Here is a 15,048-nt window from a genome sequence, read left to right on the forward strand (position 1 = left end):
GGCCTGTTTATGATACTAATTAGCGGGTTAACCTTGTCAGTCTGCCGTGTTAGCCCCACAACAACTTATATATGCCGCCTTTGTGTCTGATGCTCACAAACTAACAAATACAGGAGCCTGTTGAATGATTCAGACCAAATATGCATTATATTTGCAATAACATTGCAAAATAGATAACATCTATTCAGAAAGCGTCCTAATCCACTTACAAGAATGAAGCTTTATGGATACCCGATTCAGTCAAGACCAACTGGCATTGCGACAGGAACTGCGTGACTACTTCACCAGCCTGATGAGCCCCGAGAAAGTAGAAGCCTGTATGGGCAAGGAAGGTGGCCCTATATTCCGCAATCTGGTAGAGCAACTGGGCAAAGATGGGATGCTGACCCTGGGCTGGCCGGAACAGTATGGTGGCAAGAACTACACCGCCATTGAGCAGCTGATCCTGTTCGAGGAGGCGTGGAAAACCCACACTCCGTTTCCGCTGATCACCCTTAACTCCGTCGCCCCCTCCCTAATGGCGTTCGGCACCGACGAGCAAAAAGAGTACTTCCTGCCGCAGATTTCCGCCGGTAAGTGCATTTTCGCCATTGGCTATACCGAGCCGGGCTCCGGCACCGACCTGGCCTCACTCAAAACCAAAGCCGAGTTCGACGGTGAAAACTGGATCATAAACGGCACCAAAGTGTGGACCAGCGCGGCCCACGACTGCGAATACATCTGGCTGGCCGCACGCACCAGCAACGAAGGCAAGCGCCCATCCGATGGCATCACCCTGTTCATCGTCGATGCCAAAGATCCCGGCTTCAGCCACGCCCCCATTCACACCCTGGCCGGTGTGGATACCAACATGACCTATTACGAAAACGTCAAAGTACCCGCCAATCGGGTAGTCGGCCAGGTCAACGGCGGCTGGAAAGTGATTACCTCACAGCTCAACCATGAACGTGTTGTGCTGGCAGCCATGTCCATTATCTCTCGCAAGCAGTTTGGTTATGTGATGAATGCCTTGGCCAAAGCGGATAGCAGTGGCAAACGCCGTATCGATGACCCATTAACTGCCAGCAAAATGGGCGCACTGTATGCCCGCCTGCAAGCCATGGAAGTTCTCAATCTGCGTAATGCGAATATGGTGGATGAAAACAAGATGGATGTGGGGCTCGCCTCCGGCAGTAAGGTATTCAATACCCTGGAGCAGATTCGCATTCTGCGGGAACTCACCGAAATTGCCGGTGAAGACACTGCAGTCCAATACCAAAGCCCCGACGCCCTGTTCAGTGGCCATCTGGAATACGACTACCGTGCCGCGCAAATCATGACGGTGGGTGGCGGAGTGCTGGAAGTAATGCGCTCCATGACCGCCTCCTTCGCTCTGCGTATGCCCAACACCATCGTCTAGCCGCTTTCGAGGACTCGAACCGTGAATTTCAGTTACAACGAAGATCAACAGGCCATTCAAGACGTAGCGGTGCGTATGTTCCGCGATCTGTGTGGCGATGAAGACATCAAGAACATCTACAAAGCCGAGCTGCCACTGCACAGCGACCTGTGGCAACAAGTTGCTCAAAGCGGCCTGTTAGGCACGCCACTGCCAGCCGAATATGGCGGCTCAGAAATGGGTATGACCGAGTTATGCCTGGTATTAGAAGAGCAAGGTAAAGCCGTTGCACCGATTCCCGTGCTGGAAAGCGTGGTAGAGGCCGCCATGCCCATCGCCCAATTTGCACCGGCGGCGTTAAAGCAAAGCGTACTGCCCGGCGTCATCAGCGGTAAAAACATTCTCAGCGCAGTACGGCCCTATTCCGGCCTACAGGATCACGCTCCACTATCGGCAACCCAACAGGGCGACCAATGGATTTTGCAGGGATACAGCAATCTGGTGGGCTACGCAAAAGTGGCCAGCGGCTTTCTGGTTACTGCCCTGCTGGCCGATGGCGGGCACTGGGTGGGCTACGTTGCGGCAGACTGCGATGGTGTATCGATTACCGGGCAACGAGCCACCAATGGTGAAAGCAGCGGCCACTTACAATTTAACAGGGTAACAGTAAACGCTGAACATCTGATCGCCACCCACGGAGAGGCGGACGCCTTGTTGCAATGGCAGCGCCAACGTACCTATGCGGCCATGGCGTCTATTCAATTGGGCGTGCTGAAAGAGGGTTTGCAACGCGCGGCACAATACACCACCGAACGCACCCAGTTCGGTCGGCCACTGGCGTCCTTTCAAGCGGTTTCGCAACAAGCTGCCGATGGCTATATGGCCATCGAAGCCCTGCGCGGAGTCACCTGGCGCTTGCTGGATATCCTGGATAACGGCGGCGCGGACGAGTTGCAAACCAGCCTGGCAGCACACAGCGTGAAATACTGGATCTGCGAATCTGGCCATATTGCAGCTCATGTGTTTTTGCACATTCATGGCGGCATCGGTCAGGATCTGGATTATCCGGTACACCGTTTTTTCAGCTGGGCCAAAAAGAACGAAATCTACCTGGGCGGTGCTGATCAGCATGCCGCAGAATTGGGCAAGTTGATTCAAAGCTGCCCCGAGGCGGTAATCTAAAGCATCTTTGCCCCGGCCATATTCAGGTCGGGGCATTAACTCCCCCAGCTCTATTCCCCTGCTGCCTTTTTATAAGCGGCAGCCCGTTCTTTCTTCTTCGCCTCAATTCTGTCCAGCTCCTGCAAAGTCACCAGACCCGGCCCGTGAAAACCCAACCTAACCAAATAGGCAATCGGGTTATAACGTAATGCCCGTGGCACCATACGGCTGTAGCGATTCAAGCGGCCGCACAACTTTTTATAGCGTGCCTTGTCATGATCACTCCAAGGCAGGTTAAAGCGTTCACGATAAATGGGATGCAACGCACCGATGGCACACAGTTTCATAGTGGGATACACAAACCGTCGATGAAATGCATCGGCCAGCGGCTGCAACGATTTAAATTGCTTCATCCTGGCAGGCAATTCTATCGCTCGCCCGGTCAGGTATTGCACCGTTTCGTTATAGGTCATTGTATTTCGCATCAATGCCTCGTAATACACGTAGAATGCCTGCATATCCGGCTCGATGTCTTTTTCCGCAATGCCAAACAACAAGCACAACTGCACGTATTCTTCATAAAGCGTGATCTCTTCTTCGGCGGTCAGCGGTTTACCCAGATCCCGCCGGATACGAATAACACCATCCAAAAAGGTATCCGGTACAATACGAAATGTCTTCGGATGCAACGCATAATACTTGGAGCCATCCTCATGCGTGCCCTTGATGTTCGCGTGCAATGCCCGCAACTGTGATGCTTCACTGTGAGCAAAGTCGCCTCCATCGTACAAGAAACGAATCATAGACCAGTTAGTGCGACGGCCACGCCCCTGCGGATCAGATTTATAAATGCCGTATTTGTTCACCGCAGTACCCACAGCAGGCAACGCAGACTGCATGGTGGCAATGGGAATCATCAACGGCAACGCCGCCATATCCGTCAAGGTATCCCACATGATTGAGCCAACCCCCGGCGCCCGGCCCTGGGGCACTCGTCCACGGGGAACGCCCGTTGTCTTAACGGCTTTCAATTGTGCCATGCCTGCTTCCTCCAGACGCTGTATCTGACCCGAAATGGGCTTTTTGGTTGACTCGTATCGTCATTCGATGTCTTATGGCTACATTCTAATGCGAGAAATATCGGCAGTCTCTCATGTTTATGGCTGACTAAATCACCTCCACAAAAATGAATAAAACCTTGAAAAAACAAAGACGTAGGCCAAAGCAAGCACGCGCGATAGCCAAGTACAATCAAATTTTGGATGCCAGTGCTCGCGTTTTGGAGCACTGCGGCTATCGGCACGCCACCATGAGCGAAATCCACCTGGAAAGCGGCCATCCCTACGCCACCATCTACCAATACTTCGGCGGCAAAGAAGATGTCTATCTGGCCTGGCTGGAACGCTTTATGGACAGCACCATCTTTGAACTGGCAGGCCGGATTAACCAAACCAGTGAACAGGATCTCAGCGCACGCATTGAGATGAGCGCTCGCTACTCGCTGGAACAGATCGTACTGCACCGACAAACGCTGAGTCGTTTGGTGAATGGCATGGGCTTGGTTTCATCGCTGCTGATAGAGCAGGTTGAAGAAAAAAGTCGAGGCTGGATTCGCCGCGCTTTCGGCCCGCAGATGGAGCGCCCTGAAAATGCAGCGTTATTGGAAAAAATGCTCACGGCCACCCGTGCCGGAAACGGCTACTGGCTAATGTTGATACTCAATACTCAGCGCAAAATCGATATCGACCAGGAAACCGAAAATGTTTCCGCCCTGATCAAAGCGCTGCTATCGGTACGATAGTTGAGAGCCAAACCATAGCCGCACCAAAGCAAAGCGCCTGCGCACAATGCAGTGGCACCCTGCAAACAGTGTTTTTTCTGCACGCAAACAACATAAGCACCACGAAGTTACACAACACTCCATCTGGCGCACCACGAATGCGCGCCACTCCCCCCGATCCGCTTTCAAACACGTCTCCAACCCTTGAGATAGCAGCAAAAACAATATTGGCTCGGTCTTTGCTAAATCCCCAGCATGGATGCAAAGTCCTGGATGTTCTTGGGGACATCCCCTGTATCACTTAACTATGGGATTGAGACCAATGGCCTATTTATTACCAACTGAGTTCGTCACCAAAATGGTGGACGCAGGTGAATCCAAGATTTACATGTCCACACGCGACACCCTGATCCGAGCCTTTATGGCAGGTGCCATCCTGGCTCTGGCAGCAGTTTTCGCCATCACCATCGCTGTACAGACTGGCGTCTTCCTGATCGGCGCGATTCTGTTCCCTGTCGGATTTTGTATGCTTTACCTGATGGGCTTTGATTTGCTTACCGGGGTATTCGTACTCACTCCGCTTGCGTGGCTGGATAAACGCCCCGGCGTGACCATCCCACAGATACTGCGTAATTGGGGTCTGGTTTTTCTGGGCAACTTCGCCGGCGCCCTGACCGTCGCAGCCATGATGTCATTCGTGTTCACCTACGGTTTCAACACCGACGGTGGCGCCATTGCCACGAAAGTAGCAAGCATCGGTGAATCGCGTACATTAGGCTATGCCGAGTACGGTGCAGCGGGCTGGTTTACTATTTTCCTGCGTGGCATGTTGTGTAATTGGATGGTTTCCATGGGTGTTGTAGGAGCCATGATTTCCACCAACGTCAGCGGCAAAGTCATCGCCATGTGGATGCCCATCTTCCTGTTCTTTTTCATGGGTTTCGAACACTCTGTAGTAAACATGTTCCTGTTCCCCTTTGGCCTGATCATGGGCGGCGATTTCTCCATTGCGGACTACTTCATCTGGAACGAAATCCCCACAGCACTGGGTAACCTGGTAGGCGGTCTGGCATTTACCGGCCTGACTCTGTACAGCACCCACGCTCGTACTGCACCCAAGCGCAAACTGCCGGTAGCACCAGCTGCGGCTCCCAGCGCGGCTGCATAACCAACGCGGTTCTAGTAACCTGTACGCCCCGGCTGATCATTCCGCCGGGGCGTTTTACTTACAGCGGCGGGAACCATGAACAATCATTTAAAACTTTCCATCGGTCAGCATTCAGACAAGGGCCGTAAATCGTCCAATCAAGATTTTCATGGTGCATTCGTACCCAAAGAGCCATTACTGACCACTAAGGGCATTGCCGTCGCCCTGGCAGATGGCATCAGCTCCAGTGATGTCAGCCAGATCGCCAGCGAATCCGCCGTTAGCGGCTTTCTTTCTGATTACTACTGTACGTCAGAGGCGTGGTCCGTTTCCAAATCAGCACAAAGTGTTCTCTTGGCCAGCAACTCATGGCTAAACACACAAACCCGGCAAAGCCAGTACGCCTACGAGCGCGACAAGGGTTACGTGTGCACCTTCTGCGGCATGGTATTCAAATCCAACACTGCCCATATATTCCATGTAGGTGACAGCCGAATCTATCGCCTGCAGCAAGAAAACCTACAACTGCTAACCGAAGATCATCGCTTCTGGGTTTCGCAAAATCAAAGTTATTTAAGCCGTGCCCTCGGCATCAATCCACAGGTAGAGATTGACTACCACGCACATCCTATTGCACCTGGAGACCTTTTTGTTCTAGCAACCGATGGCGTATATGAGTATGTAGATGGTCACTATATTGCTGAAGCGGTCCAACAACATAGTCACGATTTAAATACTGCGGCGCAACAGATCGTAGCTCATGCGTTGGCACAGGGAAGTACTGACAACCTCACTGTACAGATCGTGCGCATCGATACGGTACCAGAACAAACTGCCGGTGAGATCTATCAACAACTCACAGAACTTCCATTCCCTCCGGAACTCGAACCCGGCAAGATATTCGACGGTTACACCATTGTACGGGAATTGCATTCCAGCAGCCGCAGTCACGTCTATCTTGCCTTGGATAATGACACCCAACAACAGGTTGTGTTAAAAACACCCTCCACTGATCTGCGCGAAGACCCGGCCTATCTCGAACAATTTCTGATGGAAGAATGGATCGCCCGTCGCATTAATAATGTGCACGTTCTAAAGGCTTGCCAACAAATCCGTAAACGCCAATATCTCTATATCGCCATGGAATATATTGAAGGACAGAGCCTAGCGCAATGGATGACTGATCACCCAAAGCCGGACGTAGAAGCCGTGCGCCAAATCGTGGAGCAAATTGCCAAAGGCCTGCGCGCGTTTCATAGAATGGAAATGCTGCATCAGGATCTGCGCCCTGAAAATGTTCTAATTGATCAGAACGGCACCGTTAAAATCATTGACTTTGGTTCCACACAAGTAGCTGGCCTGCTGGAAATCACCACGGCGTTAAACAGAGCTGCAGTCCCAGGAGCCATCCAGTTTGCCGCCCCGGAATATTTTCTAGGTGAACCCGGCTCAGAAGAATCAGATTTGTTTTCACTAGGAGTAATTACCTATCAAATGTTATCGGGGCGACTCCCGTATGGCGCCCAAGTTGCTAAAATCACCACCAAGGCGGGGCAGCGCAACATGCACTATCAAACCGTATTGGAGGATGACCGGGAAATTCCGGCATGGATAGATCACGCCATCAAAAAGGCCGTGCATCCTGATCGTTTCAAACGACATGAAGATCTATCTGAATTTGTACACGAATTACGTCAACCCAGCCGGGCGTTCTTAAACCAAACACGCCCACCCCTCATTGAACGAGATCCTCTACTGTTCTGGAAAAGCACATCTTTTATGCTCTGTATCGTCGTACTGGTATTGCTGTACGACAGGCTACAACACTGAACGCTCATCGCGCCGCCTTAGCTCATTAGCTTTGCCTGCAAAGCCACCGCTAGAACGGTTATTTTGCACGGCTGTGCTACTCTGAATATATATATGAACAAAGATTAAGAAACGAAATTAGGTTTTTGCCTGATCGATTCCGGAGCCGTTGTATGGTTGACAAGCTGATCGGGTATTTATGTTCACTGACATTCATCGCACTGTTTTCTAGTCAGGCAGTCGCATTCAACAACAACGTCGATGTAAGTGATTTTGAAGGTCATCTTTCTTTGGGCCAACACCTACTGATTCTACAAGACAACAAAGGAAATCTGACACCCGAGGAAGTCTTAAACCCTACCTCTCCCCTTCAATGGCAATCAAGCACACAAGAAATCCCCAATTTGGGCCTGGGAGTAAGCCCACATTGGTTCAGCGTCATACTCAATAATAATCGTGGCGAATCATTAAACGCTATCCTGGATATGCCCTACACCATGATGGACTATCTGGATATCTATCTGGTGACAGGAGACACCATCATTGCTGTCGCACAGACCGGGGATCAACGGCTGTTCTCGACTCGACCTCTGGCCCACCGAAATTTCCTAATACCGATTGACATTCCTGCCGGACAAAGCATTCAGTTAATCATTCGCGGCGAATCTTACGGCGCAATGCAGTTACCGCTTGAGCTGTGGAGCACGGAAGCATTTTTTAAAACCGATCAACTCGCATTTGCTGCCCAACTGGTTTTTGTGGGAGCAATGATCGCCCTAATCATCTACAACCTCTTTCTACTAGTATCGACTCGCGACCAAAATTACCTATGGTATGTATTGAGCATGACATCCATCACCTTTGTGGTGATGAGTTTTCACGGAGTGCTCGCACAGTTTGCCTGGCCAAACAAACCCTACCTCAATAACGCCGTATTGGTGGGGTCGATCAGCGCCAACATTTTCTCAGCCACCCTTTTTGCTTATCATTTTCTAGAACTCAAACGTCTACATAAAGCCATACCCATACTGATCCTGGGGCACAGCTTTGCCGGTGCAGCTGTTTTCATCCTAAATCTTTTTCTACCCTATATCATCACGGTTAAGTTGGCCGCCCTATTTTCCTGCACAGGAGCTACTTCTGGCATCATAATAGGCTTATATCTGTGCTTTAAAGGTGAAATTCTAGCCCGCTTCTATACGCTATCTTGGGCTGCACTGCTCACTGGCAGTGTTGCCATCACGCTCAGTCATATGGGTATTCTACCTAGCATTATTATCTTTGATTATGGACAACAAATAGGCGCGCTGGCCGAAGGCCTTCTGCTGTCTTTCGCCCTGGCCTATCGAATTAAACTGGAGCGACATAAACGATACAGAGCACAGGCTCAGGTGCTCGACATTCAACGTAGCACCAACAAAGAACTGGAAGAGAAAAACCAGATAATCAATCAAATTCTTCTGGCCACCACTGACATGGCCAGTGCAATCACTGAACATCACGCCAGCAGCATCGCATTAAGTTATCTAAAAAAACTGGATCGACACATAAGCCTGCAACAGGCTTACCTGTACCTACCTTATCGAAACAGTAAAGGTTATGGGCGCTACACACTCTATCAAAACAGCATGCCAACTGCAGAAGCCCCTCCCGAAGTGGCCAGCAACACCCAGTGCAAACAGTTAAAAAACATTGAGCGCACAACCCTCAACAACGGCGTCTTAACAGTCCCATTAAATCCAAAAAAAGATGCCCACGCCTTTCTAGAGATACACCACTACCAATTAGAAGAGGCAGAAGCGTTTTCTGACAGCAACCTGCTGCAAGGCATCACCAATGCACTCGCTCTGAAACTTGAAAGTCTGCATTCAGAGGAGAACGGTCGCCTACAAAGCATTGGTGCAATGGCAGCTGCCATTATTCATGATCTAAAGAATCCTATCGGAGCCATATTAGGATACGCAGATCTTTCCAGAGATCAGCACATACCAGCCTCAATGCGAAATGAATATTTGGATATTATCAGCGAGGAAGCCAGCCGACTTTCGTCCATGGCCCACGAAGTACTGGAGTTTAGTACCGATGATATCAAGCTCAATATCACTCAGGTAGATTCGGCTGAATACATTTATGATCTAGCTCAAGTTCTCAGGGCAATTTTTGAGAGTCGTGGCGTAGAACTGGAAACCAACATTAACTATCACGGAATGATGTCGCTGGATGCAGAGCGAATGCGTCGGGTGATACTCAATCTAGCCACCAATTCACGGGATGCAATGTCTGCGCACTACATCGCCTCGCCTAAGTTCACTCTTAGTTTAGATCTGGTCGAAAACAACATAATCATAGAAGCAAAGGACAATGGCCCGGGCATTCCAGAACAAATCCAGGCCGACTTGTTTGAACCATTCGTAACCCACGGCAAAGCAAATGGCACTGGCCTAGGATTGGCTATAGTGAAAAAATTGGTTAGTGCTCATGACGGCGACATCCAGTGTGCCAGCAGCCCAATATGTGGAACCTGCTTTCATATCGAGTTACCCCAAAACCCTGAATCCCTTGTGTGCTCTATTGACTCCAGCCCCAACAAACTACAAGCCTCCCTCCCGACTCAAGAGGAGCTCCACCATAGCAACAAAGCCATTCTGGTAGCCGATGATAATGAAGTTAACCTAAAGATGTTAATGATCTACTTGAAGAAGTTAGGATACCGATATCAGGGTGTTAAAAATGGAAGAGAAGCTCTGGAAGCGGTCAAACTACAAGCTTTCGATGCAGTGCTTATGGATGTGGAAATGCCCGATATGGATGGGCTGGACGCCAGCAGGGCCATACGAAATGCCACCACCGCAGCCTACTCGCGCATCCCCATAATCGCATTAACCGGCCACAGCAAAGAACAAAAACTCGAAGAGTGCTTAGCCGCCGGCATGGATTCGATGCTCAGCAAACCGGTTAAAATCCATGAGTTAAAGGCTGCTTTGCAGTCCATTTTCGGTGATATAAACGACATCGAGAACAACGAGACCACCAGCTTCCAAGACAGCCGCTAGCCCAGCTGACCACCCTATCAAGCTTGATTCATGTAAATCACAGGATAAATATGAGCGATTGTCTATACTTTCTCTATACTTAAAGCTCGGATAGCAGAAAACCGAGGATACCAATCGAGACTGAGAGCCATTCTATGGAGCTGGGCGCTTGTGGAACAATAAAATGGGGAGCCTTCCCACTGCCACAACTATCATCACTGCGGTTGGCCTACTGCTTTGTTGTACGGCAAAAGCCGAATCACGTAGATTCGATGACCTGGTTAACTTATCCCTGGATGAGCTAATCAACATCGAAATAACCAGCTCTACACGCACATCCAAAACACTAAAAAACGTACCGTCAGCCGCAACCGTATTCAGCCAGAGCGAGCTTCGCTCTATGGGAATCGACTTTCTGTATGAGCTGTTGAACTTTGTTCCGGGCTACCAGACCAGCCGCGATAATGACGCCGGCGCATCCTATCTATACTCTTCCCGGGGCAGTGATACAGGCCAACAGACTTCGGCTATTTTACTGCTCATCGACGGCATCCCCCGGCATGAAGTTCGAACCTCAAGCGCCAGTTTGCTATCAAGCTTAATGCCCATCGCTCGCATAGAGCGTATCGAGGTAATACGGGGGCCCGGATCAGCGCTTTATGGCTCGAACGCATTTCTGGGTGTTATAAACATCATCACGGTGGACAGCAACAATGAGCTGGCACTGCAAGTGGGCCAGCCTGACCGCCAGCAACTTCAGGCGCAGATCAGCAACAATGCTGGATTCTGGCACTTTGATGCATTCCTCTCTGGCTATCAGGACAAAGGCCAGGAGTATCTATTGGATGATCGCCTCGGGGATGACTTGAAAACGACACAAGATCCACAGGCAGTTAGTAACTTCGCTTTCCGGCTCGGCTACAAAGACACCCAGCTAAGCGCTGAACACATCAATTTTGAATCCAAAGATTATTACAGTGTCAGCGCCATCAGCAATGATGTTAACGAAATGAGGCACTATTTCAATCAGATTACTGCAAAACAAGCATTCGAACTGGGTAATGTACATAGCCTTGTACAGCTCAGCTATAGCGAAGAAAACCGTAATTCCCAATCTCAGGCCACCAATCCCGGCGCCCTTGCAGCAATCAGCAATCCCAGTAGTAATGCCCCACTCGTTGGTGATGTATTGTTCGAGGCAGACACAACCCTGGCGCAATGGCTTAACGACTGGGAAATAACCGCCAACACAAACATGCAATTTGGCCTTGAGTGGGCGAAGGATGATCTTCGTACCGCCCGGGTGCTAGCCAACTATGACACCAGCATGCTTTCCAATAGGCAATATCCGGTAGATTACAGCCCAGAGGGTGATATTTATAACGAAGTAATTGAAACAGAGGATAGAGTTACCAAAAGCGCTTACTCTCAACTGCAACATCAATGGGATAGTAAAACCGATCTGGTGCTAGGTATCCGCTATGACAACTACTCAGGTTTCGATGACCACATCAGCCCAAGGTTTGCATTAGTACGTAAACTTACTGAAAACTCATCCATCAAACTTTTGTTAGCAGAAGCCTATAGAACACCTTCTTTTCTTCAGACGTTTGTTAAGGAAAATTTGACTGTAGTGCGCAACCCGGATCTGAAGGCGGAAACCATCCGCACCAGCGAGCTGATCTGGGTCACCCAAAAAAATCAATCTACGTTTACGGCGGGTGTTTTTTACAACGTGATAGAAAACAGGATTGACACAGCAACGTTCAGCGACGGTAAACGCGCCAACATCAACGAAGATGAGGAATACAGTGGCGGCATCGAGCTTGAAGCTATACTGCCGATTGGTTATCGCTGGTCGCTGAGATCCAACTATACACACTTCCTGAAGCTGCCAGATGCATCCTATCGAGAGTCAGAACGCCTGGCTTCCTTTATTCTAAACTACAGCCATGACTCTGTTACGGTAAATCTCGGTGGTTATTATAACAGTGAAAGATCTATGCCTCCGGATGAGCACGGCGATAGAATTGATGCTGTTTATGCCCTGAACGGAAAAATCGGCTTTCAGGTTGATCGCCATACCACCATCAATCTCCAAGTTAAAAACATTCTGGATGATACCGTATCCTCTTCACCACAAAGTGAAAGCATCAAGACGGCAATCCCCTATCGTGGTAGAGAAGTCAGCATCGGATTCAATTATGCATTCTAACTTGCGCAAGAACGCCTAAATCTCCATTACAAGTTCTGCCTATATTCACCAGGCGTTTGCCCCATCCAGTGTTTGAATGCACGAATAAATGCACTCTGTTCCGAGTATCCTAAAAGCAGTGCCACCTCGGAGGGTGACAGTGCAGGATCAGCCAAGTAACGCACCGCCAGTCGCCGCCGGGTATCAGCCAATACTGATCGATAGCTATGACCATTAACACTCAACTTGCGATAGAAGGATCGCAGAGAGTATCCCATTTGAGACGCCACGGTACTTGCGCGGGTATCACCATTATTCATCGCCGCTAATATGTTCTCTTGCAATTCCTGTAAAAATGTTTCGAAACAACCCGAACTCTCTGCGTCTTTCAACAGCATAGCATTTGCCTGCTGATCGAAGATCTTCAATAAATGAGGGTCTCGGGTTGCTATATCCATCAACAGCACATGGGATGGAACGTCTACTCTGATCGACGAGCAATTAAACTCCACCGGACAGCCTAATATGGCTTGGTATATATCGCCATGCGCAGGCTTTGGAATCGGAAGACCAACTCGTGAAGGAGCAATGGGTTTCTTGATGAGGGATTGATAAAGATTAATAAATATCGCCGCGCTGAATTCACAGCTTAGCGCATTGTCATTTCCGCGCAGAGACCACTCGTGAATCACATCACTGCCCCGCACCTGAACTTCAGCCTTCAAATCAGTCAATACCAACGTCTGAAATCGGCCATAACGGGTCAATGCCTGGCCCAAAGTGCTGCAGGATGCCAACAGATAGCCCACCAATCCAAAGTGCTGAGGCTGGGCCATGCGGCCTATCCGAAGCCCTAATGCAGGCACCGGGTCAACCCTGTAAGTCTCATCCAGCAACGACGAAAAAGTACGGCTTTCCACACGCTGATTTTGCGCCGACAGATGAATGGAGTGCCTAAGATCTGATGCAGCAAGCTCGCGCTCATCCAGATAGCGTAACAATACGTCAAGAAAACTGGTGGGCAGATAGGCTATGTCATTGTTCATCAACGCAGTTTTTACCACTTGGCACATTATGTCAATGGCGACTGAAAGCGTCGATACAGACTTGCACCAAAGCTCTACCCTAAATGTCCTGTTTCCCCTTTTTTAAACCATCTTCTGGAGCGAATAATGGCATACGTGGTAACTCAGGCGTGCATAGGTAACAAGCATACTAACTGCGTGGATGTATGCCCCGTGGACGCTTTCCGCGAAGGGCCGGATATGCTGTATATCGACCCCAAAGCGTGCATTGAATGTAATGCCTGCCTCGCCGAGTGCCCTGAGCGCGCTATTTACCCCCAGAGCGCTGTGCCCGAGGATATGAAGCCCTTTATTGCTCTAAATGCGGAAAAGGCCCTTATTTACCCTGTAATCAAAGAAAGTATCGGCCATCAACCTGGCAATTCCGCCGCTGCCGCATTGCAAGGCCATTTCGCCATCATTGGCTCCGGGCCATCAGGGTTCTATGCAGCAGAAGAACTCCTCAAACAGATGCCGTTAGCCCAGGTTGATATGTTCGAGCGCCTGCCCACACCCTTTGGTCTGGTGCGTTATGGCGTTGCACCGGATCACCCCAGAATTAAATCAGTCACCGCCGGTTTTGAGCGCATCGCCGATCACTCGCGCTTGCGCTATTGGGGCAATGTAAACATTGGCACTGATATCAGTCGAGAAGAACTATTACAGCATTACTGTGGTGTTATTTACGCTACCGGAGGCTCCTCCAGCAAATCTCTTCCAATCCCAGGTGCAGATTTACCCAACGTAATAAGCTCATCGGCCTTCGTCGGTTGGTACAACGGGCATCCCGATCACCAGGCCCTCCAAGTCGACTTGTCACATTCAACCGCCGTGGTCATCGGCATGGGCAACGTTGCATTGGACATTGCCCGCATGCTAGTGCTGCCCACTCAACAACTGAGCACTACAGATATGGCTGACTACGCGTTGAAGCAGCTGCATAACAGTTCGGTAAGAGAAGTGTGCCTGCTGGCGCGTAGAGGCGCCGCACAAGCTGCCTTTACACCTAAAGAGTTAGAACAACTAATGGCGATTCCTGATCTGGAGCTCATTGTTGATCCCAAAAGCCTTACTCTGGATTCTGCTACTCAGGCGTTGATCGACACACCTGAGTTCAGTGAGACCAGGCAGAACCTTGCCCTGCTACAACAAATAGCCAACCGCAAATACCCAGCCCCGACTGGCACCACTGCAAATCCGATCAAACGCATCCGCTTTTTGTTCAATCATGTACCGGAAGCCATTGAGGGTGTCGGTAACTACTCCGTCACCACTTCGCGGGGCATCATCAATGCAGGCCTTGTTATTCATGCCATTGGCTATAAAGGTTCACCCATTGGTAATGTCGCCTTTGATCATCGACAGGGTGTCATCTCGAATCAACATGGCCGCGTGGAAAATCATCAAGCGATCCTATCAGATTCAGAATATGCTGTAGGCTGGATCAAACGCGGAGCCAGCGGCGTTATCGGCAGCAATAAAC

The 15,048-nt window shown here is 49.9% G+C and carries 9 protein-coding genes and 1 pseudogene; 8 read left to right on the plus strand and 2 right to left on the minus strand.

All coding sequences use genetic code 11. From position 1 onward, the window contains the following. Positions 1-223: 223 nt before the first annotated feature. Together Kalk_RS08010 and Kalk_RS08015 are read left to right on the plus strand one after the other, a co-directional pair. On the plus strand, positions 224-1,399 hold the full coding sequence (locus Kalk_RS08010) for an acyl-CoA dehydrogenase family protein (protein WP_101893699.1): 1,176 nt from the start codon (positions 224-226) through the stop codon (positions 1,397-1,399). 21 nt (positions 1,400-1,420) lie between these two features. Beyond that, positions 1,421-2,560, plus strand: coding sequence for an acyl-CoA dehydrogenase family protein (locus tag Kalk_RS08015; protein ID WP_101893700.1), 1,140 nt, complete (start codon positions 1,421-1,423; stop codon positions 2,558-2,560). Between the two features lie 50 nt (positions 2,561-2,610). On the opposite strand, the gene Kalk_RS08020 is transcribed toward Kalk_RS08015, so the two are convergent. Further along, the gene (locus Kalk_RS08020) at positions 2,611-3,579 is read right to left on the minus strand and encodes an oxygenase MpaB family protein (protein ID WP_101893701.1); all 969 of its coding nucleotides are present in this window, start codon (positions 3,577-3,579) and stop codon (positions 2,611-2,613) included. A gap of 146 nt (positions 3,580-3,725) precedes the next feature. Here Kalk_RS08020 and Kalk_RS08025 point away from each other — a divergent pair, with 146 nt between their 5' ends. From Kalk_RS08025 to Kalk_RS08045, 5 genes are all read left to right on the plus strand, one after another. Then, positions 3,726-4,340: a TetR/AcrR family transcriptional regulator gene (locus Kalk_RS08025; RefSeq protein WP_101893702.1), complete on the plus strand. Its 615-nt coding sequence runs from the start codon at positions 3,726-3,728 to the stop codon at positions 4,338-4,340. Positions 4,341-4,641: 301 nt separating this feature from the next. Then, positions 4,642-5,487 (plus strand): formate/nitrite transporter family protein, encoded by an 846-nt coding sequence (locus tag Kalk_RS08030; protein ID WP_101893703.1) that lies wholly within the window; start codon positions 4,642-4,644, stop codon positions 5,485-5,487. A gap of 75 nt (positions 5,488-5,562) precedes the next feature. Beyond that, a complete protein-coding gene (locus tag Kalk_RS08035; RefSeq protein WP_101893704.1) occupies positions 5,563-7,296 on the plus strand; it encodes a bifunctional protein-serine/threonine kinase/phosphatase in 1,734 nt (577 codons plus the stop codon). A gap of 152 nt (positions 7,297-7,448) precedes the next feature. Further along, the gene (locus tag Kalk_RS08040; RefSeq protein ID WP_101893705.1) at positions 7,449-10,328 is read left to right on the plus strand and encodes a 7TM diverse intracellular signaling domain-containing protein; all 2,880 of its coding nucleotides are present in this window, start codon (positions 7,449-7,451) and stop codon (positions 10,326-10,328) included. Between the two features lie 163 nt (positions 10,329-10,491). Continuing rightward, a complete protein-coding gene (locus Kalk_RS08045; protein ID WP_101893707.1) occupies positions 10,492-12,522 on the plus strand; it encodes a TonB-dependent receptor plug domain-containing protein in 2,031 nt (676 codons plus the stop codon). Between the two features lie 26 nt (positions 12,523-12,548). Here Kalk_RS08045 and Kalk_RS08050 read toward each other — a convergent pair whose 3' ends face one another. Beyond that, the gene (locus tag Kalk_RS08050; RefSeq protein WP_101896248.1) at positions 12,549-13,547 is read right to left on the minus strand and encodes an AraC family transcriptional regulator; all 999 of its coding nucleotides are present in this window, start codon (positions 13,545-13,547) and stop codon (positions 12,549-12,551) included. A 219-nt stretch (positions 13,548-13,766) separates the two neighbouring features. On the opposite strand from Kalk_RS08050, the pseudogene Kalk_RS21660 reads away from it, so the two are divergent. Then, positions 13,767-14,438, plus strand: a pseudogene (locus Kalk_RS21660) (FAD-dependent oxidoreductase); the annotation flags it as partial. Positions 14,439-15,048: the final 610 nt, after the last annotated feature.

Origin of the sequence: Ketobacter alkanivorans (assembly GCF_002863865.1) — a bacterium.
Lineage (GTDB): Bacteria > Pseudomonadota > Gammaproteobacteria > Pseudomonadales > Ketobacteraceae > Ketobacter > Ketobacter alkanivorans.